20 protein-coding genes and 1 pseudogene are annotated in these 19,716 nt (G+C 62.8%); 11 read left to right on the top strand and 10 right to left on the bottom strand.

Annotated features, from left to right (window positions below; genetic code table 11):
- Nucleotides 1-29: 29 nt before the first annotated feature.
- From PVA39_RS07840 to PVA39_RS07825, 4 genes are all read left to right on the top strand, one after another.
- Nucleotides 30-1,073: an ABC transporter substrate-binding protein gene (locus PVA39_RS07840; RefSeq protein WP_274123601.1), complete on the top strand. Its 1,044-nt coding sequence runs from the start codon at nucleotides 30-32 to the stop codon at nucleotides 1,071-1,073.
- A gap of 6 nt (nucleotides 1,074-1,079) precedes the next feature.
- Nucleotides 1,080-1,943, top strand: coding sequence for an ABC transporter ATP-binding protein (locus PVA39_RS07835; RefSeq protein ID WP_274123600.1), 864 nt, complete (start codon nucleotides 1,080-1,082; stop codon nucleotides 1,941-1,943).
- A 12-nt stretch (nucleotides 1,944-1,955) separates the two neighbouring features.
- A complete protein-coding gene (locus PVA39_RS07830) occupies nucleotides 1,956-2,822 on the top strand; it encodes an ABC transporter permease (RefSeq protein ID WP_075961582.1) in 867 nt (288 codons plus the stop codon).
- A 117-nt stretch (nucleotides 2,823-2,939) separates the two neighbouring features.
- Nucleotides 2,940-3,956, top strand: a complete 1,017-nt coding sequence (locus PVA39_RS07825; RefSeq protein ID WP_274123599.1) for an ABC transporter substrate-binding protein — start codon at nucleotides 2,940-2,942, stop codon at nucleotides 3,954-3,956.
- 42 nt (nucleotides 3,957-3,998) lie between these two features.
- On the opposite strand, the pseudogene PVA39_RS07820 reads toward PVA39_RS07825, so the two are convergent.
- Both PVA39_RS07820 and PVA39_RS07815 read right to left on the bottom strand, forming a co-directional pair.
- Nucleotides 3,999-4,168, bottom strand: a pseudogene (locus PVA39_RS07820) (helix-turn-helix domain-containing protein); the annotation flags it as partial.
- Entirely contained in the window at nucleotides 4,169-5,065 is an 897-nt protein-coding gene (locus tag PVA39_RS07815; RefSeq protein ID WP_192290859.1) for a formate/nitrite transporter family protein, read from the bottom strand.
- A 256-nt stretch (nucleotides 5,066-5,321) separates the two neighbouring features.
- Between PVA39_RS07815 and cysP the strand changes: the two genes are divergently transcribed.
- The 3 genes from cysP to cysW all read left to right on the top strand — a co-directional run bounded on the left by cysP (nucleotide 5,322) and on the right by cysW (nucleotide 8,144).
- The gene (gene cysP, locus PVA39_RS07810) at nucleotides 5,322-6,335 is read left to right on the top strand and encodes a thiosulfate ABC transporter substrate-binding protein CysP (protein WP_274123598.1); all 1,014 of its coding nucleotides are present in this window, start codon (nucleotides 5,322-5,324) and stop codon (nucleotides 6,333-6,335) included.
- A gap of 133 nt (nucleotides 6,336-6,468) precedes the next feature.
- Nucleotides 6,469-7,317, top strand: a complete 849-nt coding sequence (cysT, locus tag PVA39_RS07805) for a sulfate ABC transporter permease subunit CysT (RefSeq protein WP_274123597.1) — start codon at nucleotides 6,469-6,471, stop codon at nucleotides 7,315-7,317.
- On the top strand, nucleotides 7,314-8,144 hold the full coding sequence (gene cysW / locus PVA39_RS07800; RefSeq protein ID WP_274123596.1) for a sulfate ABC transporter permease subunit CysW: 831 nt from the start codon (nucleotides 7,314-7,316) through the stop codon (nucleotides 8,142-8,144). The genes cysT and cysW overlap by 4 nt, the downstream gene beginning before the upstream one ends.
- Here cysW and ubiM read toward each other — a convergent pair whose 3' ends face one another.
- A complete protein-coding gene (gene ubiM / locus PVA39_RS07795) occupies nucleotides 8,145-9,320 on the bottom strand; it encodes a 5-demethoxyubiquinol-8 5-hydroxylase UbiM (RefSeq protein WP_274123595.1) in 1,176 nt (391 codons plus the stop codon).
- Nucleotides 9,321-9,405: 85 nt separating this feature from the next.
- Nucleotides 9,406-9,843, bottom strand: a complete 438-nt coding sequence (locus tag PVA39_RS07790; RefSeq protein ID WP_093504629.1) for a hypothetical protein — start codon at nucleotides 9,841-9,843, stop codon at nucleotides 9,406-9,408.
- Between the two features lie 163 nt (nucleotides 9,844-10,006).
- Here PVA39_RS07790 and PVA39_RS07785 point away from each other — a divergent pair, with 163 nt between their 5' ends.
- From PVA39_RS07785 to PVA39_RS07775, 3 genes are all read left to right on the top strand, one after another.
- A complete protein-coding gene (locus tag PVA39_RS07785) occupies nucleotides 10,007-10,507 on the top strand; it encodes a CinA family protein (protein ID WP_013791494.1) in 501 nt (166 codons plus the stop codon).
- A gap of 49 nt (nucleotides 10,508-10,556) precedes the next feature.
- Nucleotides 10,557-11,393, top strand: coding sequence for a UTP--glucose-1-phosphate uridylyltransferase GalU (gene galU / locus PVA39_RS07780; protein ID WP_093504631.1), 837 nt, complete (start codon nucleotides 10,557-10,559; stop codon nucleotides 11,391-11,393).
- 255 nt (nucleotides 11,394-11,648) lie between these two features.
- Nucleotides 11,649-12,185, top strand: a complete 537-nt coding sequence (locus tag PVA39_RS07775) for a sterol desaturase family protein (RefSeq protein ID WP_274123594.1) — start codon at nucleotides 11,649-11,651, stop codon at nucleotides 12,183-12,185.
- Here PVA39_RS07775 and crtB read toward each other — a convergent pair.
- Genes crtB through fni form a run of 5 tightly spaced genes read right to left on the bottom strand, consistent with a single transcriptional unit; the run spans nucleotide 12,067 to nucleotide 18,017 of the window.
- Complete coding sequence (gene crtB / locus PVA39_RS07770; RefSeq protein WP_274123593.1) at nucleotides 12,067-13,065, bottom strand: 15-cis-phytoene synthase CrtB; 999 nt, start codon at nucleotides 13,063-13,065, stop codon at nucleotides 12,067-12,069. The genes PVA39_RS07775 and crtB overlap by 119 nt on opposite strands.
- A complete protein-coding gene (locus PVA39_RS07765) occupies nucleotides 13,062-14,552 on the bottom strand; it encodes a phytoene desaturase (RefSeq protein ID WP_274123592.1) in 1,491 nt (496 codons plus the stop codon). Before PVA39_RS07765 ends, crtB begins: the two co-directional genes overlap by 4 nt.
- Complete coding sequence (gene crtY / locus PVA39_RS07760; protein WP_274123591.1) at nucleotides 14,549-15,715, bottom strand: lycopene beta-cyclase CrtY; 1,167 nt, start codon at nucleotides 15,713-15,715, stop codon at nucleotides 14,549-14,551. The genes PVA39_RS07765 and crtY overlap by 4 nt, the downstream gene beginning before the upstream one ends.
- Complete coding sequence (locus PVA39_RS07755; RefSeq protein ID WP_274123590.1) at nucleotides 15,712-16,983, bottom strand: glycosyltransferase; 1,272 nt, start codon at nucleotides 16,981-16,983, stop codon at nucleotides 15,712-15,714. Before PVA39_RS07755 ends, crtY begins: the two co-directional genes overlap by 4 nt.
- Entirely contained in the window at nucleotides 16,980-18,017 is a 1,038-nt protein-coding gene (gene fni, locus PVA39_RS07750; RefSeq protein WP_274123589.1) for a type 2 isopentenyl-diphosphate Delta-isomerase, read from the bottom strand. The genes PVA39_RS07755 and fni overlap by 4 nt, the downstream gene beginning before the upstream one ends.
- Before the next feature lie 256 nt (nucleotides 18,018-18,273).
- Here fni and PVA39_RS07745 point away from each other — a divergent pair, with 256 nt between their 5' ends.
- Nucleotides 18,274-19,161, top strand: coding sequence for a polyprenyl synthetase family protein (locus tag PVA39_RS07745; protein ID WP_274123588.1), 888 nt, complete (start codon nucleotides 18,274-18,276; stop codon nucleotides 19,159-19,161).
- Here the strand turns inward: PVA39_RS07745 and PVA39_RS07740 are convergent, their stop codons facing one another.
- Nucleotides 19,162-19,623 (bottom strand): hypothetical protein, encoded by a 462-nt coding sequence (locus tag PVA39_RS07740; protein WP_274123587.1) that lies wholly within the window; start codon nucleotides 19,621-19,623, stop codon nucleotides 19,162-19,164.
- Nucleotides 19,624-19,716: the final 93 nt, after the last annotated feature.

The following is a 19,716-nucleotide window of genomic DNA, read 5'->3' as shown; positions in this document are numbered from 1 at the left end:
TTCCGCACTTTTTTGACTGGAGCCTCGATATGTCGGCAGGCAAGCGCTTTCCCTTCGTTCCACGTTTTGCCCGGGTGGCTGGCGGCATCGCCCTGAGTCTGAGCCTGTTGGCAGGCAGCCTCGCGGCGCCGAAAGTCGCCCATGCCGAAGGGCAGATCCGTATCGCCGAGCAGTTCGGCATCGTCTATTTGCTGCTCAATGTGGTGCGCGACCAACAGCTGATCGAGAAGCACGGCAAGGCCGAGGGCCTGGATATCAAGGTCGACTGGCAGCAGCTTTCCGGTGGCTCGGCGGTCAACGATGCGCTGCTGTCCGGCGCCATCGACATTGCCGGTGCCGGCGTTGGCCCACTGCTGACCGTGTGGGATCGCACCCAGGGCAAGCAGAACGTCAAGGGTGTCGCTTCGCTTGGCAACTTCCCGTACTACCTGCTCAGCAACAACCCCAAGGTCAAGACCATCGCCGATTTCACCGAGAAGGATCGTATCGCCGTGCCTGCCGTAGGCGTGTCGGTGCAGTCGCGTTTCCTGCAATACGCCGCGGCCAAGCAGTGGGGCGACACGGAATTCGACCGCCTCGACAAATACACCGTGGCGCTGCCGCACCCGGATGCCACGGCGTCCCTGAAAGCCGGTGGCACCGAGCTGAGCGGTCATTTCTCGAACCCGCCGTTCCAGAACCAAGCCCTGGAAAACCCTGACGTGCATGTGGTGCTCGACACCTACGAGCTGCTCGGCCCGAACTCGCCGACGGTGCTGTACGCCACCGAGAAATTCCGTCGCGACAATCCCAAGACCTACAAGGCCTTCGTCAGCGCCCTGGCCGAAGCGGCGGATTTCGCCCAGAAGGACAAAGGCGCCGCGGCGGATACCTACATTCGCGTCACCGGCGCCAAGATCAGTCGCGAAGAACTGCTGACGATCATCGACAACGAGCAGTTCCAGTTCACCGTCACCCCCACCAACACCTACCCGCTGGCCGATTTCCTGCACCGCGTCGGCGCCATCAAACACAAACCGGCCAGCTGGCAGGACTACTTCTTCGAAGACGCCGCCATCGGTCAGGGAAGCTGATAACCCATGAATGCCCCTCTGCAAGGCCACACGGCCAGCACGCTGAATCCAGGCGCCTTCGACACCGTTCTTCAGGTGGACAAGGTCAGCCTCGAATACCGCACCCCGCAGCGCGTGGTGCGCGCCACCCACGAAGTCAGCTTCGAGGTGGATCGCTCCGACCGTTTCGTGCTGCTCGGCCCTTCGGGTTGCGGTAAATCCACCTTGCTCAAAGCGGTGGCCGGTTTCATCGAACCGGTCGCCGGCAGCATCCGCCTTGACGGCGCCGAGGTGCATGAGCCGGGGCCGGATCGCATCGTGGTGTTTCAGGAGTTCGACCAGTTGCCGCCGTGGAAGACGGTCAAGCAGAACGTCATGTTCCCGCTGCTGGCCTCACGCACGCAGGGCCGTAAAGAGGCCGAGGAGCGCGCCTTGCATTACCTGGAGAAGGTCGGCCTGGCCGCTTTTGCCGATGCCTATCCGCACACCTTGTCCGGCGGCATGAAGGCGAGGGTGGCGATTGCCCGGGCGCTGGCCATGCAGCCGAAGATCCTGCTGATGGACGAGCCTTTCGCCGCCCTGGACGCCCTGACCCGCCGCAAGATGCAAGAGGAATTGCTGGAACTGTGGGAGGAGGTGCGTTTCACCCTGCTGTTCGTCACTCACTCCATCGAAGAGGCGCTGATCGTCGGCAATCGCATCCTGCTGCTGTCGCCACACCCCGGCCGCGTGCGGGCGGAAATCAACAGCCACCAGTTCGACCTGCACAGCCTCGGTGGTGTGGGTTTCCAGCACACCGCGCAGCGGATTCACCGCCTGCTGTTCGACGAAGACGTCGACGGCGGTTCGGCCGCCGAACTGGGTTTCCAGGATATCCGCATCGCCTACTGAGGAGTATCGATCATGAGTCTTTCTCCCGCACGGCGTGAGGAATACGAAATTCCCCTGCAGCCGCTGCCCGGCCTCAAGCTGGAGCGCGAGCTGTCCCTCGGTCAGCGCCTGTGGCAACAGGGCTGGCTGCGCAAATCGCTGATCTTGCTGGCCCTGGCACTGATCTGGGAGGCGGCGGCCCGCTACCAGGCCAACGACCTGCTGCTGCCCAGTTTCCTGCAGACGGCCAAGGCATTCGTCGAGGGCATCGGCAGCGGTGAGTTGCTGGAAAAGGTAGCGATCTCGCTGTCGGTGCTGGTCAAGGGGTACCTGATCGGCATCGTTCTGGCCTTTCTACTGACCAGCCTTGCGGTCTCGACCCAGCTCGGCCGCGACCTGCTGTCGACGCTGACCTCGATGTTCAACCCGCTGCCGGCCATTGCGCTGCTGCCACTGTCGCTGCTGTGGTTCGGGCTGGGCGAGAACAGCCTGATCTTCGTGCTGGTGCACTCGGTGCTCTGGGCCCTGGCGCTGAATACCTATGCCGGCTTTCTCGGCGTTTCCGAGACCCAGCGCATGGCTGGGCGCAACTACGGCCTCAAGGGCCTGCGCTTCGTGCTGTTCATCCTGATCCCGGCGGCGCTGCCGTCGATCCTCTCGGGGCTGAAGATCGGCTGGGCCTTTGCCTGGCGCACGCTGATCGCCGCCGAACTGGTGTTCGGCGCCTCCAGCGGCAAGGGCGGCCTGGGCTGGTACATCTTCCAGAACCGTAACGAGCTGTACACCGACAAGGTGTTCGCCGGGCTGGTGGCGGTGATCCTGATCGGCCTGCTGGTGGAGAACCTGATCTTCGCCAGCATCGAGCGGGTGACGGTCAAGCGCTGGGGGATGCAGCGCTAGGGCCCAGCAGGGTGGATCACGCTTCACCAATCCACCGTTTCGCAATCGCAATGGTGGATGAAAAGAGCGTCATCCACCCTACGTAACCAACTTACTGATCACATAACGAGAACGACCATGACCAACATGTTCAAATTCGGCCGCCTGGCCACCGCACTGGGCTTGCTTGGCGCCCTGGCGACTCCACTGGCCGCCCAGGCCGAAGGCAAGATCAGCATCGCCCAGCAGTTCGGCATCGGTTACCTGGTGCTGCACGTGGTCAAGGACCAGCAACTGATCGAGAAGCACGCCAAGGCCCAGGGCCTGGACAAGATCGACGTCGAGTGGCGCACCATTTCCGGCGCCACGGCGATGAACGAAGCGCTGCTGGCAGGTGCCATCGACGTGGTTTCGGCTGGCGTGCCGCCGATGCTCACCGTGTGGGACCGCACCCACGGCCGGCAGAACGTCAAGGCCGTGGCCTCGCTGGGCTCGCTGCCCAATTACCTGCTGAGTAATCGCGATGAGGTGAAGACCCTCGACGATCTCGGCGAGAAGGACCGCATCGCGGTGCCGGCCGCCGGCGTCGGCTTCCAGTCGCGCACCCTGCAGATCGAGACCGCCAAGCGTTACGGCAATGCCGACTTCCAGCGTTTCGACAAGATTTCCGTCAGCCTGCCGCACCCGGATGCCACCGCGGCATTGACCAAGGGCGGCTCGGAAATCACCGCGCATTTCTCCAGCCCGCCGTTCCAGTACCAGGCGCTGGAAAATCCCAAGGTGCACAAGCTGATCAGCAGCTACGACATCCTCGGCGGCCAGGCCACCTTCAACGTGCTCTACGCCACCGAGAAATTCCACGACGCCAACCCGAAGACCTACAAGGCCTTCTACGATGCGCTGGTCGAGGCCTCGCAGATCATCAAGGCCAACAAGGCCGCTGCGGCCGAGACCTACATCCGCGTGGAGAACTCCAAGCTGCCGCTGGAGTTCGTGAAGAAAATCATCGAGGACCCGGAAAACGACTTCACCGTGTCGCCGCAGCGCACCTTCATCTACGCCGAGAAGCTGCATGAGCTGGGCGTGCTGAAGAACAAGGCAAGCTCCTGGAAGGATTACTTCTTCGAAGAAGCCTACGCCAATCCGGGTAGCTGATCAGCGTTGAACGGGATAGCGCCCGCTACTGGGCGCTTGACTCCTGGCAGCGTAGCGACTCGATTGACGCGTGATATCGAATGGGAACAGCGCTCTGCTGAAGAACGCGCCACTGACGTTGACCAGGCGTTGCTGGTGCGCGCCGGCATCGTTGCGACGCCTTCGAGAAAGGCGGCCACCGAGGCCTTGAGGCCTTTGGCGATCTTGGACAGTCAGTCCTTGCGACTGCGGCGCAACTCCTCCAGCAACTTGTGCTTGTCGCGCTCGCGCTTGGCAATCACGTCACGCTCGCTGCGGATCTGGGCATGGCTGAGCAGGGCAAAGATAAAGCTGCCGCCAATGATATTTCCGGCCAGGGTCGGCCCCGCAAACAACAGCCAGAAATCGCTCCAGCTCACTTCACCGGCATACACCAGATAAGACACCTCTACCGAGCCGACCACGATGTGGGTGAAGTCACCCAGTGCCATCAGGTAAGTGATCAGCACGATAATGGCGATCTTGGCGCTTTCCATCGAGGCGATCATCCACACCATGGTGGCGATCATCCAGCCTGAGATGATGCCTTTGGCAAGCATCTTGGACACGTCGTTTTCCATCACCTTGCGGCCGATTTCCAGAAACGCCAGGTCGGTCTGGGTATCGAAAATCGGCAGGCGCAGCATCACCCAAGCCACCAGCAGGGTGCCGGCCAGGTTTCCGCATAGCACCACGCCCCAGAGACGCAAGAGTCGCCCGACATTGTTCAGGGTCAGCTTGGTCATCACCGGCAGCACGGCGGTCAGCGTGTTTTCCGTAAACAGTTGCTGACGGGCGAGGATCACCGCCAGAAAGCCTGCCGAATAACCGAGGCTGGCGATCACATGACTTTCATCGCTGGGGCCCAACCGAGAGCGGAACAAACCCATGGCCATCAGCGACAGGCCCATGGTCAGCCCGGCGGCCAGCGCCGACCACCATAATGCTGCGATGCTGCGTTCCAGCTCATGGTCGCCCTGGATCCTGATGGTTTCATGCAACACCGCCGCCCGCGGCGGCAGTTTCTCATCGATCTCGCGCTCTTCTTCGGCTGACAGGCCGGGAGTTTTGCCGTCTGCTTGCTCTTGCATACCGGTTACCTTCATGGGGGGAACAGCGGAGACCCGTCTGTCTGAGGATTCAGACCTGCAGCGCCCGGCGTTGTTCTGCCGTGATGAGGCGTTCCTTGCCTCCCTGCAAAATGGGCTATGGCGCAGCCATGCATGAAACGTCAACAGCCTCTAGTGCGTAGTGGAATATAGTTATGATAAAAAGGTTCTTTTAAGGCATAAGGCCATCAGGCACGCTACCGGCCTTATCTGCGCTCTCGTAAGGAAACCCTGGATCATGCTGAAAAAACTCCTGCTGGCGACTGCCGTCACCACGTCGCTGCTTGGCAGCGCTGTCGCATCGGCGGCGGACAAGCCGATTCTCAACGCTTCCTACGACGTTGCCCGCGAGCTGTTCGCCGAGATCAACCCCAAGTTCCAGGCCCATTGGAAGGCCGAGACCGGCAAGGATCTGAAGATCGACCAGTCGTTCGCCGGTACGTCACGCCAAGCTCAGGACATCATCCAGGGCAAGAAGGTCGACACCGTGACCTTCAACCAGGTCACCGACGTGGACATCCTCGCCAAGCGTGGCCTGGTGCGTAAGGACTGGGCCGAGCAGTTCCCCAACCACAGCTCGCCGTACTACAGCACCACCGCATTCCTGGTGCGCAAGGGCAATCCCAAGGGCATCAAGAACTGGGACGACCTGGCCCGTTCCGATGTGAAGCTGGTGTTCCCCAACCCGAAAACCTCCGGCAACGCCCGCTACAGCTACCTGGGCGCCTGGCTGTACGCCAACGAAGCGTTCAAGGGTGATGAAGCGAAGATCAAGGAATTCGTCGGCAAGGTGCTGCGCAATGTCGAGAACTTCCCCACCGGCGGCCGCGGCGCCACCGTGGCCTTCGCACAGAACGGGCAGGGCGACGTGCTGCTGAGCTTCGAATCGGAAGTGGTGAATATCGCCAAGGGCGAGGAATTCAAGTCCGGCGAGTTCGAGGTGATCGTGCCGCCGGTGAGCGTGCTGGCCGAATTCCCGGTCGCCATCGTCGACAAGGTGGTGGACGAGAAGGGCACCCGCGACGTGGCCAAGGCCTATTTGGACTTCCAGTACAGCAAGGACATCCAGAAGCTGCTGACCACCTACCACTATCGCGTGCAGGACAAGGAAGTGGCCGCCGAAACCGCCGGCCAGTTCCAGGAACTGCGCCTGCTCAACCCGACCGATGTGCTGGGCACCTGGGACGAGATCACTGCCAAGCATTTCGACGGCAATGGTATTCTTGACCAGCTTCTGGCCGAAGGCCGTTGATGGCTTAGAGTCGATCTGCTGCGCGTCGGCCTTGCGGCTCGGGCGATCATGATGATTGCCAGGCGCTGAGCCGCATCAGCTGTATTTCACAAACCGCCGACTTCCGGCGGTTTGTGCATTCAAGGATTTCCGAGTGAGCAAGTCCCCCGTTTTCTTTCTGCAGAATCCGCTGCTGCCGGGTTTTGGCCTGAGCTTCGGTTTCAGCGTTTTCTATCTGTCGCTGGTCATTCTGTTTCCGCTGTCAGCCCTGTTGCTGTACGTCAGCGACATGAGCTGGGCGCAGTACTGGCAGGCGATCAGCGATCCGCGTGTGGTGCAGAGTTACAAGGTGACCATCAGCGGCGCCTTCTACTCGACCGTGATCGTGCTGCTGATCGGTTTGCTGATCGCCTGGATCATCACCCGTTACGACTTTCCGGGCCGCCGCCTGGTCGATGCCCTGGTGGACCTGCCATTCGCGCTGCCGACCTCGGTGGCCGGCTTGACCCTGGCGACCTTGCTGGTGCCCGGCGGTTGGCTCGGCCAGTACTTCGAGGCCGCCGGCATCAAGATCGCCTATGCCTACCCGGGCCTGCTGATCGCCATGGTGTTCACCAGCCTGCCGTTCGTGGTGCGCACCGTGCAGCCGGTGCTGCAGAGCCTGGGCAATGAATACGAGGAAGCGGCCCGTACCCTGGGCGCCAAGAAATGGCAGAGCTTTGCTTACGTGGTGCTGCCGAGCCTGGCGCCGGCGCTGATCACCGGTGCGTCGCAGTCGTTCGTGCGCAGCCTGGGCGAGTTCGGCGCGGTGATCATGATCGCCGGCAACATTCCCTATAAGACCGAAGTGTCGTCGCTGATGATTTTTGTGCGCCTGCAGGAATTCAACTACCCGGCAGCGGCGGCGATCGCCTCGGTGATTCTCCTTGCGTCGCTGTTCCTGCTGTTCACCTTGCAGGTGGTGCAGGGCCGACTGTTCAAATGGCAGAGGCAGGGTCGATGAAGAAGCCCCAACACTGGCACCAATGGGTGCTCATCGGTCTGGGTCTCGGCGCGGTCTCGCTGATGCTGCTGGTGCCCCTGGCGCTGATTTTCACCCGGGCTCTCAGCGGTGGCTGGGCGATGCTGGTCGACAACCTGTCCCAGGATTACATGCAGCACGCCATCGGCCTGACCCTGCTGGTCGCCGCACTCACCGTGCCGCTGAACCTGTGCTTCGGCATCCTGCTGGCCTGGTGCGTGACCCACTACGATTTCCGCGGCCGCAAGCTGCTCACCACCCTGGTGGACATTCCCTATGCGGTGTCGCCGGTGGTCGCCGGCCTCTGCTATCTGGTCGTCTACGGGCTGGAAAGCGCCCTGGGCCAGTGGTTCTACGATAACGACATGCAACTGATGTTCGCCTGGCCGGGCATCGTCATGGTCACGGTGTTCGTCACCGCTCCGTACGTGGCGCGTATCCTGATTCCGGTGATGCAGTCCCAGGGCAATGACGAGGAGACCTCGGCGCTGTGCCTGGGTGCCAATGGCTGGCAGATCTTCCGTCACATCACGCTGCCGAATATCAAGTGGGCGCTGCTGTATGGCGTGGTGGTCACCAATGCACGAGCGGTCGGCGAGTTCGGTGCGGTGTCGGTGGTCTCCGGCACCATTCTCAACCAGACCCTGACGCTGCCGTTGCTGGTCGACCAGCTCAACAACGACTACAAGCCAGTCGCCGCCTTCACCGCGGCAGCGCTGCTGGCCTGCATGGCGCTGATCACCCTGTTGCTGAAGACCTACATGGAATGGCGGCAGCGGGTAAATATGCAGCGCGCCGCCGACAGCTGACTAGCGCGCAATCTGGGTCAGGTGCCGGGCCAGCGCCGCCTTGATCGGTGGTAGGTTCTGCGCCAAGCGCAGGCCTGCATTGCGCAGCAGGCGGGTAGGGGCGCGATCATCGGTGTACAGGCGCACCAGCAGGCTGGTGGCCTGGTAGAGCGGCCAGCTGGCTCGCTGCTGGGCACCGGCGTAGCGCTGCAGAACGCCTGGCTCACCGATGTCCCGGCCCTGGCGCAATGCGCAGAGTAGGGTGTCGGCCAGGCGCTTCTGGCTTTGCAGGCCGAAGTTGAAACCATGGGCCGTGACCGGATGCATGCCCACCGCGGCGTCGCCGATCAGTGCGCTACGCAGACCGGCGAAGCGCTCCGCATACACGCCTACCAGCGGGTAGGTGATGCGCTCGCCCAGTAGCTCCATGCGCCCCAGGCGACGGTCGAAGCGCCGCTCCATCTCGCGGGCGAAGGCCTGGTCATCGAGGCTCATCACCCGATTCATTTCCGTGGGCTCTAGGGTCAGTACCGCCGAGGCGCAGTTGCCGTTCAACGGCAGCAGGGCGAGGGTCTGCCCGTAGCCGAACCACTCCCAGGCCACTTGCTCATAGCTGCGCTCATGGGCCATGCGGCATACCAGCATGGTCTTGCCGAAGTCCTCCATGCGCGCACCGATACCGAGGCGCCTGCGGGTTTCGGAAAAGCGGCTGTCGGCCGCGACGATCAACCCGGACTCGAGTGTTTGGCCGTCGCTCAGCCGCATCGATACACCGCGAGCCGAGCAGCTCAGCTCGGTAATCGTCCGCTCGTAAAGCACTTCGATATCCGCACACTCGCTGGCAGCGCCATAGGCGGCACGGCGAATCGCCTGGTTGGGCACCAGGCAGCCGAGAAGTTCCTTGCCGGCCGCAGCAGCGGCAATGCGCAAAGCATAAGGAGACGGACCGTTAAGGACATGGGCGTCACGCAGTGGCGAGATTTCGTCAGGGGTGAATTGCTGCCAGATACCCAGTTTTTCGAGAATATGCTGGGAGGCATGGGTCAGAGCGATCTCGCGGCCGTCGAACGGTGGTGCAGCCAGCTCAGCCTCGGTCTGACGCTCCATAAGGCGGATCGACAATCCCTGACCGGACAACGAGCGCGCCAGGCATAGGCCGGTAGGCCCGGCGCCCACGATGACGACATCGGCTTTCATGGCGTTCCCCTCGCAAATTGACCAGCCGGCAGTCTAGGTCGGCACCAGCCGTCAAGCCTTGCTCAGGATCAGCCAAATCGCGGTATCACCAGAAACCGATGGGGTGGCGTTCGTTGATGTAATCCAGAGGGAGGGCGAAGCCCTTGCGAAAGAAGTTGGCCAGGCGCGTATCGATGACCTTTTCATTGACCGAGGCCAGCGGCGACTCCTGGCGATGGATATCGCCGCTGTCGGCGTAGAACTCTTCATGCAACATGCGCTGCGCCGCCAGGTTGGCGACCAGGCTGTAGCTGCTCACGGCGTCTTCGTCAGGCCGGCTGACGGCCAGGATCAGCCGCGGACTGTCGTGCTCCAGTACCAGATCGACCACCACGTCCAGATCATGATTGCGCGCGTAACTGGCTGCTTCCTCGAACAAGGGGCGGGCCTTTTCGCTGAGCGCCTGGACGAACGCCTGACGGCGCGAGTCATTGCCGACGTCATTCAGCTCATGGCTATCTTGCAGTTTGCGCAGAGTATTCATCTGTCGTTCCCCTCGATTTTCGGCTCTCGCAAATGGGAAAACCGGCTTGCCCGTTGAGTTCAGCCGTCAGGATCAGCGGTCTGCGGTAAATGCTTCGGAACTTGTAGGCCTCGGCCACTGCCATAGGCACACGGTAACGATCGAGTAGGAGACATTCGCGGGCATGCAAAACATCGAGCAGGCGGTTCATTTCCTGGAAAAGTACAACCTGGTGCTGAGCACCGCGGAGTCGGCCACGGCCGGTCTGCTGGCCGCTACGGTGGCTGCCGTGCCGGGTTGCGATGGCGTGCTCGAAGGCGGTTTCGTGGTCTATTCCAAGCGCGCCATGCAGGCTTCTCTGGGCGTCAAACCGGAGACCATCGAAACCTACGGCATGAACAGTGAAGAAGTCGCCCGCGAAATGGCCCTGGGTGTGCTGATGACCAGCAGCGCCGACATCATTCTGGCCATTACTGGCGCTCCGACCGCCGACGACAAGCGTGGTCAGGAAGTCTACGACGGCGCCATGTGCTTTGCCTGCGCTACGCGCCTGGCCGAGCACCAGGGCGTGACCAGCGAGACGGTGACCTTTCCCGGAGACAACAACGAACGGCGTGCGGCCGCCGCACGCCATGCCTTGCTACGCCTGCCTTACTACTACGAGCGCCTGCGCCAGACTTCCTGACGTGGGTGTATCAGCGACTTGAGCAACATTGACCATTCAAGGAAACCACATGATCAAGAAATGCCTGTTCCCTGCCGCCGGTTACGGCACTCGCTTCCTCCCGGCGACCAAGGCCATGCCCAAGGAAATGCTGCCTGTGGTCAACACGCCGCTGATCCAGTACGGCGTTGAAGAGGCGCTCGATGCGGGCCTGAACGAGATCGCCATGGTCACCGGCCGCGGCAAGCGCTCGCTGGAAGACCACTTCGACATCAGCTACGAACTCGAGCACCAGATCCGTAACACCGACAAGGAAAAGTACTTGGTCGGTATCCGTCGCCTGATCGATAACTGCACGTTCTCCTACACCCGTCAGGTGGAAATGAAAGGCCTGGGCCACGCCATTCTCAGCGGCCGTCCGCTGATCGGTGACGAGCCGTTCGCCGTGGTACTGGCCGATGACCTGTGCCTGAACGTAGGCGGTGACGGCGTGCTGACCCAGATGGTCAAGCTGTACAACCAGTTCCGTTGCTCCATCGTGGCGGTGCAGGAAGTGCCGATGGACGAGATCCACAAGTACGGTGTGATTGCCGGCGAAACCATCCGCGACGACATCTTCCGCGTTAGCCACATGGTCGAGAAACCCAAGGCCGAAGACGCGCCGTCGAACCTGGCCATCATCGGTCGCTACATCCTGACCCCGGACATCTTCGACCTGATCGCGAACACCGAGCCGGGCAAAGGCGGTGAAATCCAGATCACCGACGCGCTGATGAAGCAGGCCCAGGACGGTTGTGTGCTGGCTTACAAGTTCAAGGGGCAGCGTTTCGACTGCGGTGGCGCCGAGGGTTATATCCAGGCAACCAACTTCTGCTTCGAGCACCTGTACCGCGAAGGCCGCGGCTGATACGCGACACTGATCGAGAAAACCGGGCCAGGCGCCCGGTTTTTTATTGCCTGCGCTTTGTTGACCTAGGCCATACGGCGATCACCCTCTGCGGCTACAATCGCCGCAGCACTTGCAGTTCCAAACAGATGGATTGGATGGCTTGGCCTGGGGTCCGATAGCAGAGCCGTATGCGCGGCGATCTTGCTTGGTCATTGCCCTGCAAGTTGGCAAACTGCCTTTTTACCTTTTCAGCGCTCTTGCGCCGGTTACCCGATGATCATCAACGCTCTGGTTTTTCTCGCCACCCTGACCGCCATGGAAGGCGTTGCTTATTACGCTCACAAATACGTGATGCACGGCTGGGGCTGGGGCTGGCATCGCTCGCACCACGAGCCGCGCGAAGGCTGGTTCGAGAAGAACGACCTGTACGCCGTGGTCTTCGCCGGGCTGGCCATCGTGCTGATCGCCCTGGGCACCCAGGGTTGGCACCCGCTGGAGTGGATCGGCGCCGGCATGACCGCTTACGGTTTCCTGTATTTCGTCGTTCACGATGGCCTGGTGCATCACCGCTGGCCGTTTCGATTCGTGCCGCGCAGCGGCTACCTCAAGCGTCTGTACCAGGCGCATTTGATGCACCACGCTGTGGAGGGCAAGGAGCGCTGCGTGTCCTTCGGCTTTCTCTACGCGCCGACTACGGCGCGTCTGAAGGCCCAGCTGCGGGCAATGCATGATGGTCCGCTGCGCAAGACGGATGGGGACGCTGCCACAGCTCAGCGGAGCGAGCCGGCCAGCGTGCGAAACGACTCGTGATTGCCTGCCACAGGCCGATCAGCACCGCACCGATCTTCTCCGCCTTGGAGGTGGAAATACGCTCGTCCCAGGCGTGATCGCCAGCGTCCAGCACTTTCATGCCGATCTGCCGATACACCGCCGCCGCCGTCGCCACCGCCCAGGCCGAACGCCAGGGCAGGGCACTAAGGCCTGCCTGAGCGCTGGCATAGTAGGGCTCGGCCAGCTCGACCAGGCGTTGGCCGAGCACGGCGACCGCCGGGCGATGCAGGATATCGGCGACCCGATCTCGAGGGATGGCGTGCTCTTCCAGCCACTGCTCGGGCAGGTAGCAGCGGCCTACAGCGGCGTCATCGATGATGTCGCGGGCGATATTGGTCAGCTGGAACGCCAGGCCCAGGTCGCAGGCGCGATCCAGAGTGGCCTCGTCGCGGGCACCCATCACCCTGGCCATCATCAGGCCCACCACGCCGGCAACGTGGTAGCAATATTCGAGGGTGTCATCGATGCTCAGGTAGCGGCGCTCCAGCACATCCATCTCGAAACCAGCCAGGTGCTCGAGGGCATGCTGCTGCGGGATGTCATGGGCCAGCACCACCTGGCGAAAGGCGGCGAATGCCGGGTCGTCCAATTCGACGCCGCTGTAGGCCGCGTGGGTCTGTGCCTTGAGATGCGCCAGGCGACGTTCGGCTTCCTCGCGGCTGATGCATACGGCGTCGTGGCCAGCTTCCTGGCCATCGATCACGTCGTCACAGTGGCGGCACCAGGCATAAAGCATCACGGCGCCGCGACGGGTTCGTTCGTCGAACAGTTTAGAAGCCGCCGCGAAGCTCTTCGAGCCCACGGCGATGCTCTGGTTGGCATGTTCGATCAGCGCATCGTCCTGCACCGCACCAGTCATGCCTGCAGATCCTCGATCATCAGACTGGCGGTGGCCTTGGCCGAGCCGATCACGCCGGGTACCCCCGCGCCTGGGTGCGTGCCGGCGCCAACGAGATAGACATTACTCAGCTGAGCATCGCGGTTGTGCGGGCGGAACCAGGCACTCTGCTGCAGCACCGGCTCAAGCGAGAACGCCGAGCCCTGATACGCGTAAAGCTCGTCGCGGAAATCATCCGGGGTGAAGATCCGGCAGGTCACCAGATCCTCACGCAGCCCCGGCATGTAGTGTTCTTCGAGATAAGCAAGAATACGGTCGCGGTAGCGCGGGCCTTCGACGCTCCAGTCGATGGGTGCATTGCCCAGATGCGGCACCGGCGACAGCACGTAATGGCTGGAGCAGCCTTCAGGCGCGAGGCTCGGGTCGGTCACGCAAGGCGCATGCAGATAGAGCGAGAAATCCTCGGCCAGGGTCTGGCCCTTGAAGATCTCCTCGATCAGTTCGCGGTAGCGCGGTCCGAAGCACACCGTGTGGTGCTGCAACTGCGGCTGCGGACGCTTGAGCCCGAAATGAATCACGAATAGCGAGTTACTGAAGCGCTTGCCCTTCAGGCGCTTGCCTTCCTGGCGACCGCGAGAATGGCCGGCCAGCAGTTTGTCGTAGGTGTGCACCACGTCGCCATTGGAGGCCACGCTGTCGGCTTTGAAGTGCCGGCCATCCTGCAGGCGCACGCCGGTGGCACGGTTGCCTTGGGTGTCGATGGCCACCACGTCGGCATTGAGTTCCAGCTTGCCGCCAAGGTCCTCGAACAGCCTGACCATGCCTTGCACCAGCGCGCCGGTGCCGCCTTTGGGAAACCACACGCCCCATTCGCGCTCCAGGGCGTGAATCAGTGTATAGATCGACGAGGTGGCGAACGGATTGCCGCCCACCAGCAGCGAGTGAAAGGAGAACGCCTGGCGCAGTTTGTCGTGCTCGACGAAGCTCGACACCATCGAATAAACGCTGCGCCACGCCTGCAGGCGGGCCAGCTGTGGGCCGACCTTGAGCATGTCGCCAACCGACAGGAACGGCACCGCGCCAAGCTTCAGGTAGCCTTCTTTGAACACGGCCTTGGAGTAGGCGAGGAACCGCTGGTAGCCGGCCACGTCCGCCGGGTTCAAGGCGGCGATCTGGCGGTCCAACTCGGCCTGATCGTTGGCATAGTCGAACTGCGTGCCGTCTTCCCAGCACAGCCGGTAAAACGGTGTGACCGGCAGCATCTCGACGTAATCGGCGAGCTTGCGGCCGCTCAGGGCGTACAGCTCCTCGATGGCGCTCGGGTCGGTGATCACCGTGGGGCCGGCATCAAAGGTGAAGCCCTGGTCGCGATAGACGTAGGCGCGGCCGCCGGGCAGGTCACGCTTTTCCAGCAGCGTGGTCTGGATACCTGCGCTCTGCAGGCGGATGGCCAGAGCCAGCCCGCCGAAACCCGCGCCGATGACGATGGCTGTTTTCGCTTGGTTCATGAACGCGTCTCGAAATGCCGAGGCGAGTGGCGCAGGGCCGCCCGCATGGCTTGATCAACGGGGACCGGCGGTTTGCCGATGAGAATTCGTGCGCGGTCGTACCAGGGGTTGCTGGCGGCGTAGAAACGCTCGATCAACCCGGCTGGCAGGCCGTAGAAACGTTGCATCACCTGCCAGCGATCCTGTGGCCGACCGGCCAGGAACAGCATGCGGTTGAGCAGGCGATAGAAGCCCTGGTTGCGCCATTCGCAACGGGCGTGTTCGCGCAGATCACGGGCCAGGGTGGCGGCATCACGCAACTGATAGCTCACCAGCCAGTCGGCCAGGCGCACGGCATGGGGCAGGGAATAGCCGGTGGTGCAGTGAAACAGCCCGGCACGCAGGCCGGATAACGGCTGGCCGGCGGCCTCGTTCCAGAAAGCGTCGAAATCACCGGCCAGGGTGATTGGCAGCACGCCCTGTTCCTCGCGCAGGCACTCAGCCACCTGCCAGCCATGCTGCCTCGCATAGACGGCGATATGCTCGCGAAGCTGCTCGGTGGTGGCGCGATGGTTATCGACGTAATGGGTGTCTTCGATCAGCAGCGTGTCCGCCGAGAAGGGCAGCACATAGACGAAACGATAGCCCTCGCCCTGGGGCACCCGGGCGTCCATGATGATCGGCGCGGTCAGGCCGTGGGGCCGCTCCAGACGCAGCAGCTGGCCGACGAAGGCCTGCTGGCCAAGCACAAGATGATCGCTTTGCCGAGCACCGCGGCCGTCGATTACAGCGCGAGCCTCGAGGCGCTCGCCGCTGTCCAACAGCACGTGGGTCGGGCTGATTTCGCTGATGGCGCTATTCAAACGTAGCATCGAGCCCAACGCCGGAGTCAGCACCTCGGCGAAGCGTTCGCCGGTGATGCTCGCGTAACCGCTGTTCAACGAGCGCGACAAATAGGGGAACTGCACCTGATAGCTGGCCCAGCGCTTTACCACCAGCGGTTCCAGCCAACGATGCTGAGCCTCGCTCAGGTCGCCGTCATGGAACGACCAGGTGTGGTTGCCGCCCAGCCTTGCCTGTTCCTCGATGCACAGCACCTTGAGATCCGGGCGTTGCTGGTGCAGGCGCCAGGCGATCAGGCCGTTGGCAAGACCGCCGCCGGCAAGAATCAAATCGTAGGTCATAAGGTGTGCGCCTGTGCAGTGGCGTGGCTGACCACGGCGGCCTCGACGATATCAGCTGCGCGCTTTACGCCGCCGGCCTGCTGCAGTTCCTCGATCAGTGGATCGAAACCGGGCAAGGGTTTGGCGAGCAGTTCGCGCAGCGCCGCCTCGATACGTGCGGCGCTGGCCCGCCGGCTGAGCTGGCTGCCGACGTTGCGGTAGGCGACTCGTGCGGCAACGCCCGGCTGATCGAAAGCAATTGGCATCACCAGCATCGGCGTACGCGCGACGATGGCATCCATCACCGTGTTCAGGCCGCCGTGGGTGATCACCGCATCGGCCTTTTCCAGCGCCCACTGTTGCGGCGCGAAATCGGTGACCCAGGTGGCGCCGCAATCGATCAGCCGGCGTTCCTGGACAGCATCGAGCTTGCCGCAATGGGCGATCAGCAACTGACCATCGAGACGCTTGCAGGCTTTGGCGATGCGCTCGAACAGCTTGAGACGGTCGCCCTGCAAGGTGCCCAGGCTGGCGAAAAAGAACGGGCGCGACTCGTCGATTGGCCACTGGCCCTGCTGCGGTGTGGACGGGCTGCGCAGGGGACCGACCGCATGAAAATGCGCCGGCAGTTGGCTGCGCGGGAAATCGAAGCCAGCCAGGGTCTGGCTGATCTGCGCCAGCGGCGACAGGCATTCGTGCAGCGCGGTGCGTGGTGGCACGCTGAGGCGCACGGCCGAGGACTGAATCACTTTGCCGAGCGGTTTCATCAGCCAGTCGTAGACCTGGGTGCTACCGCGGTACATGTGCTGGCTGCGCTCGTCGGTGCCGTAGGCGAAGGGCATCACCGGCAGCGGCAGGCCCGGTTCGCGGTTGACCGGCAGTGCGCAGGCCACTGATACGAAGGGCAGATTCAGGCTTTCAGCGACCAGTCCGCCAGCCGGCTCCATCTGGTCGCAGAGCAGGGCGTCGACTTCGTTGTCTGCCAGCGCCTGGGGCAGCTCATTGCAGAGCATCGCGCTGGTGGCACCCATCTGTTTGATGATGCGCCGTAGCCCCCAGGGCGTATCCGGATGCGCGGCCTGGTGCAGGGTGCGCTCCAGGCTGCCCGGCGGATGACTGCCGACGCCCACCGCACGGAAGGTCACCCGCGGATCGCTGAGCCAGTGGGCGGCGTCGGACTGGTGAAAGAAAGTCACCCGGTGGCCACGTTCGATCAGTTCGCCGGCGAGGGCCTGCAGAGCCTGGAAATGGCTGTAGTAGGGCGGTGCGATAACCGCGAAGTGGGTCATGCCTGGCTCGCCAGCAAGGGCGCGTGACGCAGTGCAGCCAGGCTGGCCGAGCCGGTGCAGAAGCAGGCAGTGCGCAGTTGGCGGATGACGATCTGGAAATGCTCGATCACCGCTTCGGTCGACAGCGTCGCACCGGGCAGTGCGCTGGCCGCCTGGCCGACGATATCGGCGCCCAGGCGAATGGCCTTGGCGGCATCCACGCCGTCGCGCACGCCGCCGGAGGCAATCAATGCAACATCCGGTAACGCATTGCGAATCGCCTGCACGGCGCTGGCGGTGGGAATACCCCAGTCGGCAAACGCCATGGCCACGGCGCGGTCCGCTGCATTGGCCGCGCGCTCGCCTTCCACAGCCGCCCAGCTGGTGCCGCCAGCGCCGGCGACGTCGATGACCTGCACGCCGGCTTCGACCAGCGAACGAGCCACGCTGGCGGACAAACCGGCGCCGACCTCCTTGACGACTACCGGCACTTCAAGACGTTCGACCACCCGGGCGATCTGCGTCAGCACACCGCGCCAGTTGCGGTCGCCCTCGGCCTGCACCGCCTCCTGCAGGGGATTGAGGTGAATGATCAGGCCATTGGCCTGCAGGGCATCGACGGCGCGGCGCGCCAGTTCGAGGCCGTCTTTTTCCAGCAGTTGGGCGGCACCGATATTCGAGAGCAGCACGATATCCGGCGCGAGGCGGCGCAGCTCGCGGGTCAGGCCCTGGTCATTGCCGGTCTGCAGGCTGACACGCTGGGAACCGACACCCATGGCAATGCCCAGCTCCTGCGCTGCTTCGGCCAGATGTCGATTGATGGCCTCGGAGCGGTTGGCACCGCCGGTCATGGAGCTGATCAGCAGCGGCGCCTGCAATTCGACGCCAAGCAGGGCGGCGCGCAGGTCGATGGCCCCGTGGTCCAGTTCAGGCAGTGCGCAATGTTCGAACTGCAACCGTGCCCAGCCGGCACTGATCCGCGACGTTGCCTTGTGCCGATCCAGAACGATATCCAGATGATCGTCCTTACGCCGACTAAGGTCGCTATTCTTCATGCAGGCTCCATTTCCATTGCGCCGGAATCATTTTGGGGGGCACGCGGTCTTTCCAGAACGGAATATTCGAATAGCATGTATATATCCGCCTGGCCCTTTCGGGCAGCTTATCAGGCAACCGCAGGCACTGGACGTTCCAACATTACGAATCGGCTTTGGTTACGCTCATTTCGGTGTCAGTATCGTACCGCGTCGTGACCCTCAGTACGTATCTCGTGCTCACGTACTGCAGGCATATAGAAGAAGAGAGTGAACGATGACAGCCTATGCGACCGCAGCGATCGATAGCGGATTTACCGAACACCTGATGCAGTTGCGCGCCGCCATCGATGGCCGGCTTGACGAGCTGCTGCCAGCGGCCAGCAACGAGCGCGATCTGGTCGCCGCGGCGATTCGCGATGGCGCCCTGGCGCCGGGCAAACGCATGCGCCCGCTGCTGCTGCTGCTGGCTGCTGACGGCCTGGGTGCCGATCAGTGCCAGGCACTGGATTTGGCCTGCGCCATCGAGATGGTGCATGCCGCGTCTCTGATTCTCGACGACATGCCCTGCATGGATAATGCCCAGCTGCGCCGCGGCAAGCCCACCGTACACCTGACCTTTGGTGAAGATATCGCCATCCTTGCCGCCGTGGCACTGCTGTCGCGGGCCTTTGGCGTGGTGGCGTCAATCGACGGGCTGCGCCCGCTGGTGCGCACGCAACTGGTGGAAGTGCTCGCCAATACCATCGGCTCCCAAGGGCTGGTGAAGGGGCAGCTGCAAGACTTGCGCGACGGCAAGCATGCCCGTAGCGAAGAGGAAATCGCTGCGACCAACAACCTCAAGACCGGGGTGCTGTTCAGTGCGATCATGGACATGGCGTATCTGCTCAGCGATGCACCCAAACCGGTGCGCGGCGTGCTGCAGCGTTTTGCCGTGGAGCTGGGGCATGCGGTGCAGCTCTTCGACGACCTGCAGGACATCAACCCCAACAGCGACAAGGATCAGGGCAAGGACGACGGCAAGTCGACGCTCCTGGCCCTGTGTGGCGAACAGAAGGTTCGCGAACGCCTCGACGGGCACCTGGCCCGTGCGCAGATCTGCCTCGACGAGGCCTACCGCGGCGATGTCTACATCGGCCGCTTTCTGCGCATGCTGTTCGGCTGATTACTGGGGCAGGGCTTCCAGCGCGGCCTGCAGGGCCGCGGCGTCGGTAAAGCGCTGTTCACGCACCACCTTGCCATCCTCGACTTCCAGCCACTGCACGGTTTCCCGATCCCCGTCGTAGCGGTTGGCCACCCGGCCAGTCTGGTCGAGCATTATGCGGTACTTTGCCGAGCGCATGGCTGGCACTGCGACCAGCTTGGCGAACGACGGCATCTTTTCGATATCCGCCACGTAAACCACGTGGCGCGCATCCAGATAACCCTCCGGTTTCTCTTCCAATGCGCCGTTCACTAGCCGGGCCGTGGACATGCTACGCGCCACCAATACCACCCGGGCGGCGTCGTCCAGGGTGTAGGCCTTCTCGAACTGATCCAGCAGCGTCCAGCGAGTTGGAGCCGGGGCATCCGTCGCCCAGGCAGTGGAACAGACAACACTGAACAACAGGATGCAGAGTCGTTTCATGGCAAGCCGCTCGGTCGAAAAATTGGCAGCACAATAGAGCGCCGCGGCCACGCTTGCCAAATATTTTGCATCGCACCATGGGCAAGGGTACCT

The sequence above is a fragment of the Pseudomonas sp. CNPSo 3701 genome (assembly GCF_028674975.1).
GTDB lineage: Bacteria > Pseudomonadota > Gammaproteobacteria > Pseudomonadales > Pseudomonadaceae > Aquipseudomonas > Aquipseudomonas straminea.
This window is presented reverse-complemented; position numbering and strand designations above follow the sequence as displayed.

Bases quoted from the DNA above. Each gene is read 5' to 3' on its own strand.
- PVA39_RS07825 (WP_274123599.1), top strand. From the start codon at position 2,940: ATGACCAACATGTTCAAATTCGGCCGCCTGGCCACCGCACTGGGCTTG.
- fni (WP_274123589.1), bottom strand. From the start codon at position 18,017: ATGAAGAATAGCGACCTTAGTCGGCGTAAGGACGATCATCTGGATATC.
- crtY (WP_274123591.1), bottom strand. From the start codon at position 15,715: ATGACCTACGATTTGATTCTTGCCGGCGGCGGTCTTGCCAACGGCCTG.
- PVA39_RS07745 (WP_274123588.1), top strand. From the start codon at position 18,274: ATGACAGCCTATGCGACCGCAGCGATCGATAGCGGATTTACCGAACAC.
- PVA39_RS07790 (WP_093504629.1), bottom strand. From the start codon at position 9,843: ATGAATACTCTGCGCAAACTGCAAGATAGCCATGAGCTGAATGACGTC.
- galU (WP_093504631.1), top strand. From the start codon at position 10,557: ATGATCAAGAAATGCCTGTTCCCTGCCGCCGGTTACGGCACTCGCTTC.
- PVA39_RS07765 (WP_274123592.1), bottom strand. From the start codon at position 14,552: ATGAACCAAGCGAAAACAGCCATCGTCATCGGCGCGGGTTTCGGCGGG.
- ubiM (WP_274123595.1), bottom strand. From the start codon at position 9,320: ATGAAAGCCGATGTCGTCATCGTGGGCGCCGGGCCTACCGGCCTATGC.
- PVA39_RS07785 (WP_013791494.1), top strand. From the start codon at position 10,007: ATGCAAAACATCGAGCAGGCGGTTCATTTCCTGGAAAAGTACAACCTG.
- PVA39_RS07830 (WP_075961582.1), top strand. From the start codon at position 1,956: ATGAGTCTTTCTCCCGCACGGCGTGAGGAATACGAAATTCCCCTGCAG.
- PVA39_RS07840 (WP_274123601.1), top strand. From the start codon at position 30: ATGTCGGCAGGCAAGCGCTTTCCCTTCGTTCCACGTTTTGCCCGGGTG.
- PVA39_RS07775 (WP_274123594.1), top strand. From the start codon at position 11,649: ATGATCATCAACGCTCTGGTTTTTCTCGCCACCCTGACCGCCATGGAA.
- PVA39_RS07755 (WP_274123590.1), bottom strand. From the start codon at position 16,983: ATGACCCACTTCGCGGTTATCGCACCGCCCTACTACAGCCATTTCCAG.
- cysP (WP_274123598.1), top strand. From the start codon at position 5,322: ATGCTGAAAAAACTCCTGCTGGCGACTGCCGTCACCACGTCGCTGCTT.
- PVA39_RS07815 (WP_192290859.1), bottom strand. From the start codon at position 5,065: ATGCAAGAGCAAGCAGACGGCAAAACTCCCGGCCTGTCAGCCGAAGAA.
- cysW (WP_274123596.1), top strand. From the start codon at position 7,314: ATGAAGAAGCCCCAACACTGGCACCAATGGGTGCTCATCGGTCTGGGT.
- PVA39_RS07740 (WP_274123587.1), bottom strand. From the start codon at position 19,623: ATGAAACGACTCTGCATCCTGTTGTTCAGTGTTGTCTGTTCCACTGCC.
- crtB (WP_274123593.1), bottom strand. From the start codon at position 13,065: ATGACTGGTGCGGTGCAGGACGATGCGCTGATCGAACATGCCAACCAG.
- PVA39_RS07835 (WP_274123600.1), top strand. From the start codon at position 1,080: ATGAATGCCCCTCTGCAAGGCCACACGGCCAGCACGCTGAATCCAGGC.